General features: G+C 50.6%; 15 protein-coding genes. 11 read left to right on the plus strand and 4 right to left on the minus strand.

Annotated features, from left to right (window positions below; all coding sequences use genetic code 11):
* Positions 1-182: 182 nt before the first annotated feature.
* Positions 183-1,331 carry a cyclopropane fatty acyl phospholipid synthase gene (gene cfa, locus HV345_RS12880; RefSeq protein ID WP_016152983.1) on the plus strand — a complete coding sequence of 383 codons (1,149 nt, stop codon included), beginning with the start codon at positions 183-185 and terminating at the stop codon, positions 1,329-1,331.
* A gap of 41 nt (positions 1,332-1,372) precedes the next feature.
* Here cfa and HV345_RS12885 read toward each other — a convergent pair whose 3' ends face one another.
* The gene (locus tag HV345_RS12885; protein WP_115190610.1) at positions 1,373-2,020 is read right to left on the minus strand and encodes a riboflavin synthase subunit alpha; all 648 of its coding nucleotides are present in this window, start codon (positions 2,018-2,020) and stop codon (positions 1,373-1,375) included.
* Positions 2,021-2,237: 217 nt separating this feature from the next.
* Between HV345_RS12885 and mdtK the strand changes: the two genes are divergently transcribed.
* Positions 2,238-3,611: a multidrug efflux MATE transporter MdtK gene (gene mdtK, locus HV345_RS12890; protein WP_181635635.1), complete on the plus strand. Its 1,374-nt coding sequence runs from the start codon at positions 2,238-2,240 to the stop codon at positions 3,609-3,611.
* Between the two features lie 38 nt (positions 3,612-3,649).
* Here mdtK and HV345_RS12895 read toward each other — a convergent pair whose 3' ends face one another.
* A complete protein-coding gene (locus HV345_RS12895) occupies positions 3,650-4,348 on the minus strand; it encodes an RluA family pseudouridine synthase (RefSeq protein ID WP_016156422.1) in 699 nt (232 codons plus the stop codon).
* Between the two features lie 133 nt (positions 4,349-4,481).
* Between HV345_RS12895 and HV345_RS12900 the strand changes: the two genes are divergently transcribed.
* The 5 genes from HV345_RS12900 to HV345_RS12920 all read left to right on the plus strand — a co-directional run bounded on the left by HV345_RS12900 (position 4,482) and on the right by HV345_RS12920 (position 8,020).
* A complete protein-coding gene (locus HV345_RS12900) occupies positions 4,482-5,273 on the plus strand; it encodes a PhzF family phenazine biosynthesis protein (protein WP_181635636.1) in 792 nt (263 codons plus the stop codon).
* 36 nt (positions 5,274-5,309) lie between these two features.
* Positions 5,310-5,618 carry a monooxygenase gene (locus HV345_RS12905; protein ID WP_095715947.1) on the plus strand — a complete coding sequence of 103 codons (309 nt, stop codon included), beginning with the start codon at positions 5,310-5,312 and terminating at the stop codon, positions 5,616-5,618.
* A 244-nt stretch (positions 5,619-5,862) separates the two neighbouring features.
* Complete coding sequence (locus tag HV345_RS12910) at positions 5,863-6,258, plus strand: RidA family protein (RefSeq protein WP_181635637.1); 396 nt, start codon at positions 5,863-5,865, stop codon at positions 6,256-6,258.
* 27 nt (positions 6,259-6,285) lie between these two features.
* Positions 6,286-7,254: a threo-3-hydroxy-L-aspartate ammonia-lyase gene (locus tag HV345_RS12915; protein ID WP_181635638.1), complete on the plus strand. Its 969-nt coding sequence runs from the start codon at positions 6,286-6,288 to the stop codon at positions 7,252-7,254.
* Positions 7,255-7,378: 124 nt separating this feature from the next.
* Positions 7,379-8,020: a transcriptional regulator gene (locus HV345_RS12920; protein ID WP_016152975.1), complete on the plus strand. Its 642-nt coding sequence runs from the start codon at positions 7,379-7,381 to the stop codon at positions 8,018-8,020.
* A gap of 6 nt (positions 8,021-8,026) precedes the next feature.
* Here the strand turns inward: HV345_RS12920 and HV345_RS26435 are convergent, their stop codons facing one another.
* Positions 8,027-8,158, minus strand: coding sequence for a hypothetical protein (locus tag HV345_RS26435; protein ID WP_255467552.1), 132 nt, complete (start codon positions 8,156-8,158; stop codon positions 8,027-8,029).
* A 404-nt stretch (positions 8,159-8,562) separates the two neighbouring features.
* On the opposite strand from HV345_RS26435, the gene HV345_RS12930 reads away from it, so the two are divergent.
* Complete coding sequence (locus HV345_RS12930; protein ID WP_016152974.1) at positions 8,563-9,057, plus strand: molybdopterin-dependent oxidoreductase; 495 nt, start codon at positions 8,563-8,565, stop codon at positions 9,055-9,057.
* 17 nt (positions 9,058-9,074) lie between these two features.
* Positions 9,075-11,003, plus strand: coding sequence for a bifunctional diguanylate cyclase/phosphodiesterase (locus HV345_RS12935; RefSeq protein ID WP_181635639.1), 1,929 nt, complete (start codon positions 9,075-9,077; stop codon positions 11,001-11,003).
* A gap of 155 nt (positions 11,004-11,158) precedes the next feature.
* Here the strand turns inward: HV345_RS12935 and HV345_RS12940 are convergent, their stop codons facing one another.
* Positions 11,159-12,118 carry a DUF523 and DUF1722 domain-containing protein gene (locus tag HV345_RS12940; protein WP_016156416.1) on the minus strand — a complete coding sequence of 320 codons (960 nt, stop codon included), beginning with the start codon at positions 12,116-12,118 and terminating at the stop codon, positions 11,159-11,161.
* A gap of 203 nt (positions 12,119-12,321) precedes the next feature.
* On the opposite strand from HV345_RS12940, the gene HV345_RS12945 reads away from it, so the two are divergent.
* Both HV345_RS12945 and HV345_RS12950 read left to right on the plus strand, forming a co-directional pair.
* The gene (locus tag HV345_RS12945; RefSeq protein ID WP_181635640.1) at positions 12,322-13,431 is read left to right on the plus strand and encodes an AI-2E family transporter; all 1,110 of its coding nucleotides are present in this window, start codon (positions 12,322-12,324) and stop codon (positions 13,429-13,431) included.
* A gap of 119 nt (positions 13,432-13,550) precedes the next feature.
* Entirely contained in the window at positions 13,551-15,335 is a 1,785-nt protein-coding gene (locus tag HV345_RS12950; protein WP_019076715.1) for a diguanylate cyclase, read from the plus strand.
* Positions 15,336-15,510: the final 175 nt, after the last annotated feature.

Here is a 15,510-nt window from a genome sequence, read left to right on the forward strand (position 1 = left end):
TTAACGGGGACAAGAACGTTCCCGTTTTCCCATGGATGGTCTTTTCGGCAAGGGTTCCTCCCTTCCTCTGTTCTACGTCGGATTATAGATTCGCGGATTAATTCCGTGAGAGTTCTCACAAAGCCCAAAAAAGCGTCTACGCTATTTTAAGGTTCTGATCACCGACCAGTGATGGAGAAGCTATGAGTTCATCGTGTATAGAAGACGTCAGCGTACCGGATGATGACTGGTACCGCATCACCAATGAATTATTAAGCCGTGCAGGTATTACCATTAATGGTCCGGCACCGGCAGATATTCGCGTAACGAACCCCGATTTTTTCAAACGCGTACTGCAGGAAGGATCGTTAGGGTTGGGCGAAAGTTATATGGATGGCTGGTGGGAATGCGACCGGCTGGACATGTTTTTTTGTAAAGTCCTGCGCGCCGGTCTTGAAAACCAACTCCCCCGCCACTTTAAAGACACGCTACGTATCGCCACGGCTCGCCTGTTCAATTTACAGACCAAAAAACGTGCGTGGGTCGTCGGCAAAGAACACTACGATTTGGGCAACGATCTCTTTACCCGCATGCTGGACCCTTATATGCAGTATTCCTGCGCCTACTGGAAAGATGCCGATACCCTGGAGTCTGCCCAACAGGCGAAGCTAAAAATGATTGCCGAAAAACTGCAGTTGAAGCCAGGCATGCGGGTGCTCGATATTGGCTGCGGCTGGGGCGGCTTATCCCAGTTTATGGCGTCACAATATGGCGTTAGCGTGGTGGGCGTGACCGTTTCGGCAGAACAGCAGAAAATGGCGCAGGCGCGTTGTGCGGGGCTGGATGTCACAATTTTGCTGCAGGATTATCGCGACCTGAATGACAAATTTGATCGCATTGTCTCCGTCGGCATGTTTGAGCATGTGGGGCCGAAGAACTACGCGACTTATTTTGAGGTGGTTGATCGTAATTTAAAACCCGATGGCCTCTTTTTGCTGCATAGCATCGGCTCTAAAAAGACCGACAATAACGTTGATCCGTGGATCAATAAATATATCTTCCCGAACGGCTGTTTACCGTCAGTTCGCCAGATTGCCAACGCCAGCGAGCCGCATTTTGTGATGGAAGACTGGCATAATTTTGGCGCGGATTACGATACAACGTTGATGGCATGGCACGAGCGTTTCATGAGATCCTGGCCTGAAATCGCCGATAACTATACCGAACGCTTTAAACGGATGTTCAGCTATTACCTGAACGCCTGCGCCGGTGCGTTTCGTGCTCGCGACATTCAGCTGTGGCAGGTGGTTTTTTCCCGCGGCGTTGAACACGGCCTGCGCGTTCCCCGCTAATCGTTATCACCCCCGTGCCAACGGGGGTTTTACACTCTGGCTTAGGCTCCCGCCTCACCCGTTACGGTACTGATGGCGCTTTCACGCGCCGCCAGTACGCGCTCAACGGTATCAACCACCGCCTGGGTTTGAGGATCGATTTCGATATTGACCCGCGCGCCTAACTTTTTCTTACCCAGCGTCGTACGTTCCAGCGTTTCCGGGATCAAATGCACACAGAAACGCGTCGGTGTCACCTCACCGACCGTCAGACTGATGCCATCAATTCCGATAAATCCTTTGTACAAGATGTATTTCATCAGCGACGGATCCTGAACTTTAAACCACACCTGGCGGTTGTTCTCCGAGGTCAGAATTTTCGACACTTCGGCGGTCGTCATAATATGGCCCGACATTAAATGTCCGCCAATTTCATCACTGAATTTTGCCGCACGCTCAACGTTGACCAAATCCCCAACCTTCAGGTCACCCAGATTGGTGATACGCAGCGTTTCTTTCATCAGATCAAAGCTTATCTGGTTACCGTTGATTTCGGTTACCGTCAGGCAGCACCCATTGTGGGCAACCGATGCGCCGGTCTCCAGCGCATCCAACATATATTCAGGTAACTCCACAACATGCGTACGAAAATTTGGTTTTTCATCAATGGACACCAATTTCGCGGTGCCCTGCACAATACCCGTAAACATACTTCTAACTCCTGAACTGAATTAAGACATCTCTGGACAGCACAATAGCAGGTGGAAATTCAGGTTGCCAGCAATGCGCCGTTACTGCCTGTTTTTTCACTGGAGAATTACGTATTCCTCGCTACAATAGACTGAAATTTCCCCTGCTTTTTCTCCTTGCTGCCATATAAGGCGGCTTTTTTAGTCTCTCAAATAACAACAATATAGTGGTGTACACGTGCAAAAGTATGTAAGTGAAGCGCGTCAGTTATTAGCTCTGGCAATTCCGGTGATTCTTGCGCAAATCGCTCAAACCGCAATGGGATTCGTTGATACCGTCATGGCGGGCGGATACAGCGCCACGGACATGGCGGCCGTCGCCATTGGCACATCTATCTGGCTGCCGGCCATTCTGTTTGGTCACGGACTGCTGCTGGCCTTGACGCCAGTGATTGCGCAACTCAATGGTTCCGGGCGCCGCGATCGTATTGCCCATCAAATACGCCAGGGTTTCTGGCTGGCGGGCAGCGTCTCCATTCTGATTATGATCGTGCTCTGGAACGCGGGATACATTATTCGCTCCATGCATAACATCGACCCGGCGCTGGCAGATAAAGCCGTCGGCTACCTGCGCGCGTTGCTGTGGGGCGCGCCGGGGTATTTGTTCTTCCAGGTAGCCCGTAACCAGTGTGAAGGTCTGGCCAAAACCAAACCGGCGATGGTGATGGGATTTCTCGGCCTGCTGGTGAACATTCCTGTTAACTATGTTTTCATTTATGGGCATTTTGGCATGCCGGAGCTAGGCGGCGTGGGCTGCGGCGTGGCAACGGCGGCGGTTTACTGGGTGATGTTTATCGCCATGCTGTCATACGTTAAACGCGCACGCTCGATGCGTGATATCCGTAATGAGCGTGGTTTCCAGAAACCGGACACCGCCTTAATGAAGCGTCTGGTACAGCTGGGTTTACCTATCGCGCTGGCGTTATTTTTCGAAGTGACGCTGTTTGCTGTGGTGGCGCTGCTGGTTTCCCCGCTGGGGATTGTCGACGTGGCCGGACACCAGATCGCGCTCAACTTCAGCTCGTTAATGTTCGTCCTGCCGATGTCACTGGCTGCAGCCGTCACCATTCGAGTCGGTTATCGTCTGGGCCAGGGTTCCACGCTGGATGCGCAAACCGCAGCCAGAACAGGTCTGGGCGTCGGCGTCTGCATGGCGGTTGTGACGGCGATTTTCACCGTGACATTCCGTGAGCACATTGCCCTGCTCTACAACAATAACCCGGAAGTTGTCGCTCTGGCAGCACAGCTCATGTTACTGGCCGCGGTGTATCAAATATCGGACTCTATCCAGGTTATTGGCAGCGGTATCCTACGTGGTTATAAAGATACGCGTTCCATTTTCTTTATTACCTTTACGGCATACTGGGTACTGGGTCTGCCGAGCGGTTATATTCTGGCGCTGACCGATCTGGTGGTTGACCGGATGGGACCGGCAGGATTCTGGATGGGCTTTATTATCGGCCTGACCTCTGCGGCCGTGTTGATGATGCTGCGGATGCGTTTTCTGCAGCGCCAGCCGTCAGCGGTTATTTTACAACGCGCCGCACGATAATCCCCAAATAGCCGCCATCTGGCGGCTTTTTTATATCCTCAAAACGGGCTGGCGTTTTGGGCCGTCATCCATTCCTGACTGACCGGATGCCTGAAATGCAGTTCACTGGCATGCAGCATCAGTCTCGACGTCCGTTCGGTGCCTGGCAGCAGACGCCCACCATATAAATCGCACCCCAAAATGGGATGCCCCAACTGCTGACAGTGGATCCGCAACTGGTGGGTACGCCCGGTTTCAGGTGTCAGCCGTACCCGCGTCAAAGCGAGTAATGTCCCATCTTGCTGGCGATGATGAAAACGCTCAATAACCTGATAGCGCGAGCGCGCGGGTTTACCGTTAATGGCGCAAATCGACATCAGTGGAAACAGCGCCGGGTCCTTGGCAATCGCTGCGTCTATAACGCCTTCATCGTTTTTCAGATGCCCGCATAACAACGCACTATACACCTTACTTACCGCGCGCTGACTGAACTGCTGGCAAAGCGCGGCGTTGATAGCCTTGTTACGGGCAATCACCATCAGCCCTGACGTCCCAAAATCAAGCCGATGTACCAGCGTACAGCCGGGGTAAATCTGTACCAGCCGGTGATGTACCGAATCGAGATTCTGCGGGTTTTTCCCCGACAAACTAAGCAGTCCGGTGGGTTTATTGATAAGCACCAGATGCTCGTCCTGATAGAGGATCGCTATCTCCTCATGACAAGGCGGGGCAATAAAGGTATCGAGGATCGTAGACATGAGCGGCCAGGATGAAGTGTGGAAACGGATGATAGCGAATTTTTACCACACTGGCGAATCAGGGCGCTTAACCAATGACAATCATTGCATGATAGAGTGTGGGATATCCTGAGTGCGATGAGAGGGTTACACCGTGCAACAAATCGATTTCTACATGGTAGATGCCTTTACCACTACGACGTTTGGCGGTAATGCCGCAGCAGTATGCCCGCTCGATGACTGGTTGCCCGATGAAATATTATTAAAAATGTCGCAGCAGCATAACCAGTCGGAAACCGTTTTTTTTGTCGCCAATAAGAATGGCTTCGAGCTGCGTTGGTTTACCACGCAAGGCGAAATTAATCTGTGTGGGCATGCCACGCTTGCCGCCGCACATGTCATCTTTGAACATCTGGATTACCCGGAAGCGACCATCCATTTTGCCACCCGTTTTGTGGGTCCACTGACGGTCACGCGCAGCGGTGATTGGCTGACGCTTGATTTTCCTGCCTGGCAAAGCGAACCTGCTGAACCGCCCGCCTTACTGCTGGAAACATTGGGCATCACCGAATATAAGGAAGTGCGCGTCGCGCGCGATTACATGGTCGTGATGGAGAATCAACAGCAGGTTGAGGCTGTGCGCCCGAATATCCACGCCATGATTCCCCTAGGGAAAATGGTATGTATCACCGCGCCGGGTGACGGAGAATACGATTTCGTCAGCCGTTTCTTCTGCCCGGGTGAAGCGGTCGCGGAAGACCCGGTCACCGGTTCGACGCATAGCATGCTGATTCCTTACTGGGCTGCAAAACTGAATAAAACGCAGATGCTGGCGCGCCAGGTCTCTGAACGCGGCGGCGATTTACGCTGCCAGCTGACAGGAACGCGTGTTTATATTGGTGGACAAGCAGTAACTTATCTGACGGGTAAAGTGCTGTTACGCTAGCAGCCTTACCCAAATTAACCAATCCATGGAGGATTTATGGCAAACAAACTCGTGCAGATACACTTTGATTTTCCTGGTCCGTTTGGCGCTGAGATGTCACATCAGCTTGTTGAACTGGCCGAATCCATCAACCAGGAACCGGGTTTCATCTGGAAAATCTGGACCGAGAACGCAGCAAACCAAGAAGCGGGTGGCATCTACCTGTTTCAGGATGAAGACAGCGCTCTGGCCTATATCAAAAAACACACGGCCCGCCTGAAGCACCTGGGAGTGGAAGACGTGACGTGCAAAATCTTCGATATCAATGAACCGTTAAGTAAGATTAACCACGGCCATATCGGCTAATTTTTGGCTTTAACGCCCCGCCCCGGGGCGCTTCTTCACTCCCCTGCTTTACCCTCATCAAAAGCGTTCCCCCTCTTTCACCGCGCCAGGATAGCTATATAACGTGGGTCACGTTTGCCATAGTTCACAAAATCACATCTGTGAAAACTATCACTAGCCGAACGCGGTTTGAAAGCGTATAAAATAATACAAACAGTATTATTTTATACAAAATGAATTGCCACTAACTACAGGAGATTCTCTTATGTCCGTGGACATTACATTGAACTCATCTGCAGGAGGTTTTCCGCCTGCAGGTCATTACTCACACAGTACAACGGCTGGCGGATTCGTCTTCATTTCTGGTCAGTTGCCGGTCACAAGTGATGGCGAAAAAAAAACCGAGGCCTCTTTTGAAGAGCAGACGCGGCTGGTACTGCAGAATATTGATGCCTGCCTGGCTGGCGCTGGGGTTTCTCGACAGCACCTGGTGTCAGTACGCGTCTATGTAACAGATATCAACCAATGGCCAACGTTTAACAAAATCTATGGGGAGTGGATCGGTGATCTCCGGCCCTCCCGCGCGGTAGCGGGCGTTGCAGAACTTCATTATGGTTTCGCGCTGGAAGTTGAAGCTATAGCCCTGGCCCCACAAGCATGACGTTTAACGACATACAGGTGAACAACAATGACTGAGATGACACTGCCTGATTATAACGATGTTGCCGCCGCGGCAGAGCGCATCACCGACTATGCCAACAAAACGCCGGTGATGACCTCCCGAACGGTTAATGACGAATTTGATGCTGAAGTTTTCTTCAAGTGCGAAAACTTCCAGAGAATGGGCGCGTTTAAATTTCGCGGAGCCATGAATGCGTTACGCCAGTTCACGCCAGAACAACGCGCTGCGGGCGTCGTCACCTTTTCGTCCGGCAACCATGCGCAGGCCATTGCCCTGTCGGCAAAACTGTTGGGGATCCCGGCGACGATTATCATGCCGCATGATGCCCCGGCGGCTAAAGTTGCAGCCACAAAAGGCTATGGTGGAAATGTGGTGATTTACGATCGTTATACCGAAGATCGTGAAAAAATCGGGCGGGAGCTGGCAGAGAAACAAGGATTGACGCTGATCCCGCCATACGACCATCCGCACGTGATTGCGGGCCAGGGTACCGCCACAAAAGAGCTGATTGAAGAAGTGGGTCAGCTAGACGTTCTTTTCGTGTGTCTGGGCGGTGGCGGCCTGCTTTCGGGCTCCTCACTGGCAGCCAGACATCTGTCACCTGACTGCATCATCTATGGTGTCGAGCCGGAGGCAGGAAACGATGGTCAACAATCGTTTCGCAGCGGAAAGATTGTTCATATCGATACGCCGAAAACCATTGCTGACGGTGCTCAGACCCAACATCTCGGGAATATTACGTTTCCGATTATCCAGCGAAATGTGCACGATATTCTGACTGTCTCAGACGATGAATTAGTCGCCTCGATGAAATTTATCGCTGAGCGAATGAAAATTGTCGTGGAGCCGACTGGCTGTCTGGGTTTTGCCGCCGCCAGAGCGCGCAAAGCTGAGCTTCGCGGCAAGAAAATCGGCATTATCATCAGCGGTGGGAACGTGGATATCAGCCGCTACAGTGAATTCCTTGCCGGGTAATCAAGAAGGTATCTGCCATGCGGATACCTTATTACCGTCTGAACACTCGCGTCTGGAAAAGCGAACCCTGCTCACTGTAAACTGCCCGCAATCATGGCAACAGGCATCACCGCAGGAGACTGGCATGCCAAAAACCGATAACAACTCACTTCTCAGCCAAATTGACACTATCGCCAGGGGCTTGAGCGAGACCTTCTCTCCGTTTTGCGAAGTGGTGGTTCATGATCTCAAAAATCCTGAACATGCCATTTTATCCATCCATAATAACCTGTCCGGGCGAGAACCCGGTCAACCGGCAACAGAACTGGGTCTGGCGCGAATCGCATCGCCTGAATTCCCCAGCATTATAGCCAACTACAGCAACCAGTTTGCCGATGGCCGCCCGGTGAAAAGTACCTCCATCGGCATCAAGGATGATGAAGGCAAATACGTAGCAGCACTCTGTCTGAACGTGGATATGACGCTGTTTCGTGGCATGCAGAGTGCCCTTGCGCGTTTTACTGAAACCGCGGACTCTCCCATTAAGGAACATATCGATCCCGGCAGTAACGAAGTCATCCGCCAGCGTATCGATGACTTTGCCGCTAAATGCGCAACGACGGCCCGCGCCCTGAAACCTGAAGACCGTAAACGACTGATTCAACAATTACGCAAAGACGGTTTGCTGAACGTACGAAAATCTATGGACACAGTGGCGCAGCATCTGGGCGTCTCCAGAGCAACCGCGTATCTGTATGCCCGCCAGTCGGCTCAGGCTGGCGAATAAACCCGGTTATGCGGCGCTCAGCAAGGTATATCCGCCTGGCTCAGGCAGCAAGCCAGTGCGGCTATTCCCCCAATCGCGGTGCATCCAGCCATTGATAAGTTCATTAAGTTGCTGACGATCCTGTAGGTGGTTTTGCATATTTTTGAATTCCTGATAATTGACTATTTTTGAACGTCTGCTACGCCTGTGTAATCTAATCCCGGGAATAGGCAAAAGTTCGATTTATTCAACAAGGTTACCCGCCGATAAAACAACGATTCCCTGTCGCTGCACAAAAAAAATAAACCTTTATGATCGTGTGATTTTTTAACAACCACAGAGTGGGTGTTTTTTGTACAGGCACAACAAAAATCACCGTCCGTTAATAACAGACTTCGCCTGATTTAATAAATATTCATAACCATTAAGCATGGCAACCCATTGATTTAAATGAATTAAAAAACAAATAACTTCACATCATCAATAATAGACAGGCGGAATATATAAATAGCGTGATATCTAAATTATAATTCTTTTACATCCGGCTGATTGGTGAGGTTAGAATGCGGTTAATAGTCATGTTGGTAAGCGTTGTGCTCTCCACCCAGCTTTGGGCGGGTGAACTTTCCAGGCCCACCGGTAAAGTTCTTTTAACGTTATCCGGTAATATTGAAAATACAAATGAAGACGGGAAAGCGGTTTTTGATACCGCCAGCCTTGAGAAGCTGGGCATGGTAAGTTTTCAGACCACCTCCCCCTGGTATAATGGACGTACGACCTTTACGGGTATTCCACTACAAAAACTCATGGATTATGTTGGGGCGAGCGGCTCCGTTGTAAAGGTTACTGCGCTTAATGACTACACCACCGTTATCCCTCTCAGTGATTTCAAAAAATACAATGCCATCCTTGCTTTAAAAATCAACGGAAAATATATGCGCATCCGTGATAAAGGCCCATTATTCATTGTGTACCCCTATGACAGCATGCCGGAACTAAATAATCAGATTTATTATTCAAGGTCTGCATGGCAGGTCAGTAGCATGGATATTGAGTAAGCGTTCAGAGGAACATCATGAACAGAATACTGGCTGGCATCATCTTTTTTCTTTTTATATCGACCGGATATATCTCTTTCCTCGTGCATGAACGGCAACAAGAGCTACAGAAACTGACTCACTACACCGATTCCTGGTCTGCCGCTCAGTTGGTATCTCAATATTACCGATTTGAATCGTTGCTTGGTCTTTACACTATCGATGATACGATGAATCTTGATGATGTACGCATGCGTCTCGACATTATGCTCAGCCAGAGTGATTTGATAAAAGAAGGTGATTTGGGGCGCTACATAGAAAGCAATATAGCCCACCGTGAGCTAGCGGTAACACTTGAAAATATCCTTAGTTATCTGGATGATAATCTCGAGAAAATGAACCGTCCAGCACTCCAGGCATATCTGAAAAAGATGCATACCCTGGATGCACAACTTGGGCGTCTTTCATCCGGCGCATTAAACAAAGATGTTAACTCGATTAATAACGCCAACCAAAAAATTCAAACGCTGTACTATATTTACTCAACGACATCTGTACTGCTAATAATACTGAGTGCGATTCTGGGCGTGCTCATTTTTTATCAAAACAGAAATATTCTGCGGGGGCACCTTCAGGTCAAGAGTCTTGCCGAAGAACTGCAAAAATCGAAGGAAAAGCTACAAATTCAGAATGCCAAGCTGGAATATGACGTCTACCATGACTCGCTCACCGAGATGAATAACCGCCAGCTATTCTGGAGCGATTTAAATAAAACAATCGAAATGGCAGAGAAAAATAACGATGCTGTGACGGTGATGTTGTTTGATTTAGATCGATTCAAAGAGGTCAATGATACGTATGGTCATGATGCCGGTGATATGTTACTGCGCCAGATATCCGATCGTCTGATTTCGACAAGCCTTACGTCGGATACGCTGTATCGCTTAGGCGGGGATGAGTTTGCGTTTCTCTCAAGTGGCCTGACAGAAAGTCGGGCCGTTTCGCGAGCCCAGAAAATATGTGAGTTTATCAGCCAGCCCTACACCATTTACAACACAATTATCAACATAACCACCTGTGTTGGCATTGTTATCTCAGAAAATGAGCGTCGCTCTGACTATCTTTATAAATTTGCCGATCTGGCCCTTTATGAAGCCAAAAATGAAGGCTCTGGCAAAATAAAAGTCTTCCGGCAACGAATGTTAGAAAAATTGCAGGAAAGCAGAACGCTTGAGCATGATATGGCATTAGCAATAGTGAACAAAGAGTTCGTGGTGTATTACCAGCCTATTGTCGATTCTTTCAGTCAGAAAATATACAGCTATGAGGCGCTTATTCGTTGGGTCCATCCTCTCAAGGGCCTCCTGTCGCCGGATAGCTTTATTCCTGTTGCTGAAAAAACAGGGATGATTAATGAGATGGGGAAAGCGGTGCTGGAAATTGCCTGCAGGGAAGCCGCTGGTTGGGCGGTTCCGGCTAAAATTTCAGTCAATGTCTCCCCTGTCCAGCTAAGCAGCAAGGCCTTTGCAGGAATCGTGTTAACCATTCTGAAAGATTCTGGACTTCCACCTGACCGCCTCGAACTGGAAGTGACTGAATCCTCTCTCTTTACCGAGAGTGCTACACCGATAAATACGCTTAATAAGCTCCGGGCCCTGGGGGTAAAAATCTCCATCGATGATTTTGGTACCGGATACTCTTCTCTTTCGCGCCTCAGCAGACTGGCCTTCGATAAAATCAAAATAGACAAGTCCTTTGTGCATTCGATATCTACGCAGGAAGACGCCCTGACTATCATCAAACTGATCACGGGCATGGCGAAATCTCTCAATATGAAAGCTGTTGCAGAAGGTGTTGAAACGCAGGAGCAACTGACAAGACTTCAGGCTCTGGGCTGCGATTTCGCGCAAGGATATCTGTTTGGCAAACCTCAGCCTTGTATCGATGAAGAAATCAGAAACGGTTAAATCGCGGTCGGCACATTTGCCCGTGGGTGCAGGGCCGCATTTTTATCATCGATTACACACCGTGAAAGTTATCCCTGCTTAAACGCATCAGAAAACGGCAGGGATAACCTTCGCGAACAACGGATATTTTTGCCCCAGATTTACTCGCTATCAGGCTAATTAATCATTAACCGTAGGGCTAAATCCTTCGGATAAGGATCAAAATAGTTCTGGGTAAGTAAATAGCTGTCTGGGTATTCAGCAAGGTAGTGCTTGAGCAGAGTCAGTGGCGCCAATATTGGCAGCAGTCCGCCGCTATAGTTGAGGATAACGTCACGCAACTCTCCGCGCTGGCGGGTGTTCAACCGATCGCGGAAGTAGCCCTGAATATGCATCAGTACGTTGGTATGATTTTTCCGTGAGGCGGGCTTTTTGAGGATCGCCATTAGCTTTTCGCGATATACCACGAAAAAAGCGTCCAAATCATCCCACTGATGGAGCGAGGCCACGAAAGGGCCAATATCCCGGTAACCCGCCTGGTGATGAGCCAAAAGCTGGAGCTTATAGCGGCTGTGGAAGTTGAGTAAACCGTGGCGAGTAAGACCAGAGGCTCGCAGCATATTAAGTTCATGTAACGCGAACACTCGCTCGACAAAGTTCTCCCTCAGCACCGGATCGTGCAAGCGGCCATCTTCTTCGACCGGCAACCACGGGTAGGTTTCCATTAAGGTGCCGGTAAACAGACCGGTTCCCTCTTTTCGCCCGCGATTTCCCTTTTCGTCATACAGCCTCACTCTCTCCATTCCGCAGCTCGGTGATTTAGCACAGACGATAAAACCCGACAGACCGCCAAGCCCATTGATATATGAAGCGGTGAAATCGGACATTTTATCGGTGACATCCTCACCAGGCGCATGGCTAAAACACATGCGGATATTCCCCTGGGCGGTTTGAACCAAACGCAACGCGGGGCGTGGTACAGGCAAACCGATGGACATCTCCGGGCAGACAGGTTTAAAAGTCACCCACTGAGCCAGCTCGTCCATCACAAACCCCATCCGTTTATGCCCGCCGTCGAATCGCACGGCTGAGCCGGTTAAACATCCACTAATCCCGATGACAGGTTGAGTGTTCATAACGCCCCCTCTTTTTTTGACGCCCTTTTTCGGGAAGAAAAGTATGACTGTTTCACTAATAAATCATAGCGTACGTTATTTATCTGTCGCAGGCTCCCTACGAAAAACAGGTTAACCAATTTAAGTAAATATGCGCAGCGAAAGTTGGTAATTCCCCTGAACGGTTCTATAGTCGGGACTGCTTCTCATTACAGGGTTCACTAATGCGATTTAACGGACTGACTAAAGGTTTCTTCATTTTCATACTTGCCCTCGTGACCTGGGCGTTCTTCGATGTGTTGTCTCCCTATTTCTCTGCCATTTTGTGGGCCGCAATCTTAACCACCATCTTTAACCCGGTGAAAAACAGACTGCGCAACGCGCTTGGCGAACGTAACGGGCTGGCGTCACTGCTCACCATCGGCATCATCTGTCTGATTGTTTTTATCCCACTGATGGTGATCTTCTCCTCGTTGGCTATTGAGCTGAACGTGGTGTATGCCAAATTACAACAAAACGACACTCAGTTCCCGGAAGTGGTCACCGCCATTATTTCGTATCTTCCTGACTGGGCCAGAGGATTCCTCGCAGAACATAATCTGGATAACGTCGCGCAGATCCAGAAAAAACTGTCCGACGTTGTACTGCAGGGTGGACAGTACCTCGCCGGCAGCGCGTTCCTGATTGGTAAAGGGACATTCGGCTTTGCTATTAGCTTTGGCATCATGCTGTATCTGCTGTTTTTCTTACTGAAGGACGGGCCGTACCTGGTGCGCCAGATTCTGGACTCATTACCGCTTTCTGATTTTGCCAAACAGCACCTGTTTGCCAAATTCGTCGGCGTGACGCGGGCAACGGTCAAGGGCACAGCGGTCGTGGCGTTGGTTCAGGGTATTCTTGGCGGCATCGCGTTTGCAATTGTCGACATCGACGGCAGCGTTCTGTGGGGCGCGCTGATGGCGTTTCTCTCCCTCGTGCCCGCGGTCGGCTCAGCGATCGTCTGGGTACCTGCGGCAATCTTCCTCTTCGCCACGCACCAGCTGTGGCAAGGGCTGTTTATCGTTGGCTTCTTCGTGATTATCGTCGGGCTGGTGGACAATATCCTGCGCCCGCTGCTGGTGGGTAAAGACACCAAAATGCCGGATTATCTGATTCTGATTTCCACTCTCGGCGGAATGGAGATCTACGGCATTAACGGCTTTGTGATTGGCCCCCTGATTGCCGCACTGTTCATTACCTGCTGGAACCTGTTTTCCGGGCGCGATCATGAAGGTAACGTGGAAGGAATCGACGAAGCCTTTATGGAAGAAGGAAAAAATCCTCCAGATTTATGATGGCAGGACGATAACAGAAGGCGGTCCTGAGACCGCCTTTTTTATTTTCACGCAAAATCATACGTTTCCTATAATTTCAATCATGCTTATTCATTAATCGTCGCAGAAGGAACTAATCAGTGCGAATTGCCACAATCACCAACTGGGCCTACAGCGCGACGGTGTGTCTGACTATTGCCTCCGGCGTTGTCATGTTGATGGCCTCCAGCGCCGATAACACCGAACGCCAGGTGGTGGAGCAGCGTTATCAATTCGATCAACTGACCGAAGAAGTCGAGCTCGATGCCTGGTCGCTGTCCAGTCTGGCACGCGAATATGTTATTGCAAAAGACCCGGAAGCGCTTAACGCCTACCGCCAGAAAGAAGCGTCGCTGAAAGCCGTTGAACAGCGGCTGTCGAAACTAAAAGACATTGGGGCGACGGATGAAGAGCTGGCGCTATTGCATGAAGGGCTGCAGATTGTTGATGCCCTGCAGGATGAGCAAGCTGCGGCGCTTGCCAGCGTCGCGCGCGGAGAAGAGTCGCAGGCCATCGCCCTGCTGTATGGCAAATCCTATGAACAGGAACTGGAGCGAGCCCAGGACCGGATAGATCATTTCCGTCAGTTACTCGACAGCCGCGTACGCAACACCATTGAAGATGCCACTCAGACATCGCGCACGCTACGTACGGCTTCGGAAGTGATGGTCGGGCTGACGGCGCTGCTATTTTTGTTCGTTCTCGGCTTTATTTTAAAACGCCGCGTACTGCGTCCCGTGGTGCGTTTGAGCGATGTGGTTAACCGTCTGGCGTCGCAGGATTACGCCGTTGAGACACCCAGCTTTAATCAGATCGACGAAATCGGCGATATGGCGCAGGCGATCCGCATTTTTCGCGAGAACGGCCTGGCACGTCAGCGACTGGAGAAAGAACGAGACGCCGACTGGGCAATCCGCGAGCTGCTCGCACGTATGACTCAACGTTTGCAAGGCTGCGAGAATTTTGCCGATGTCATTAATGTGGCAGAGCTGTTTGCGCCGAATGTTGCTCCCGGTATTGCCGGGCGGCTTTACATACTGGATCGAGAGCCCTGGCAAATGCGCTGCGTTGCGCAATGGCTTTCACCGCAGGGCAAAGCGGATGCTTTCCACCCGGACGAGTGCTGGGCAGTGCGCCGCGGTCAGAGCCATCCACCCGTGCAAGGCGAACCCGATATCGCCTGCTACCATCTACCGGAATCATGCCAGCAGCATACCCTGTGCGTGCCACTGATTGCCCAGGGTGAAGCCATCGGCCTGCTCTCATTCCAGAACCTCAGCAATGATTCCGCTCCCTCTCGCGCGTATCTGGAACTGATGGCGGAAGCACTCGGTCTGGCGTTAGCCAACCAGCGCCTGCGTGATGCGCTGCTGGAGAAAGCACTCTACGACCCGCTAACCGGCCTGCGCAACCGTCATCATCTGGAAGATACGCTGCGCACCCAGATGAGCCAGGCAGTGCGTAACAAAGAGCCAATCAGTTGCCTGATGATCGATATCGATCATTTCAAAAATATTAACGACCGCTTTGGCCATGAGGCGGGCGATAGCGTGATAAAAAGTATCGCCACCACTATTCAGCGCGTTGTCCATGACAGCGGCATGGCCTTCCGTTACGGCGGTGAAGAGTTTCTGGTGTTGCTGGCCAATACGGATGAGCAGGCCGCCAACCGCTTTGCGACAGATATTTATAATGGTGTACGCGAACTGTCGCTGCGCTTTGGACTCTCAGAGATTGGTCACGTTGATGTCTCTATCGGCGTTGCCAGCTATCCGCAGCACGCCCAGAGCGACAATCTTCTGCGCGCCGCAGACGTGGCGCTGTATCGCGCGAAAGAGTTAGGCCGTTCGCGCATCGTGAGCTTTGGCATGCTGGAAGCGAGCTAAGATACGTCAGTACGCCGTGCATTGCTTTACCTCTGCGCCAGGCGGTGATATGTTGACTGGATGAACACAAAACACGATATCACCGCGTTTAATCACAACCTGTGGTGGCTGCCTTCTTAAAGGCGGTCAGAATGTGTTTTCCCCATTTTAAATAACCGCCGAAAGGCGGTTATTT

Origin of the sequence: Citrobacter sp. RHBSTW-00986 (genome assembly GCF_013783065.1) — a bacterium.
Classification (GTDB): Bacteria; Pseudomonadota; Gammaproteobacteria; order Enterobacterales; family Enterobacteriaceae; genus Citrobacter; species Citrobacter braakii.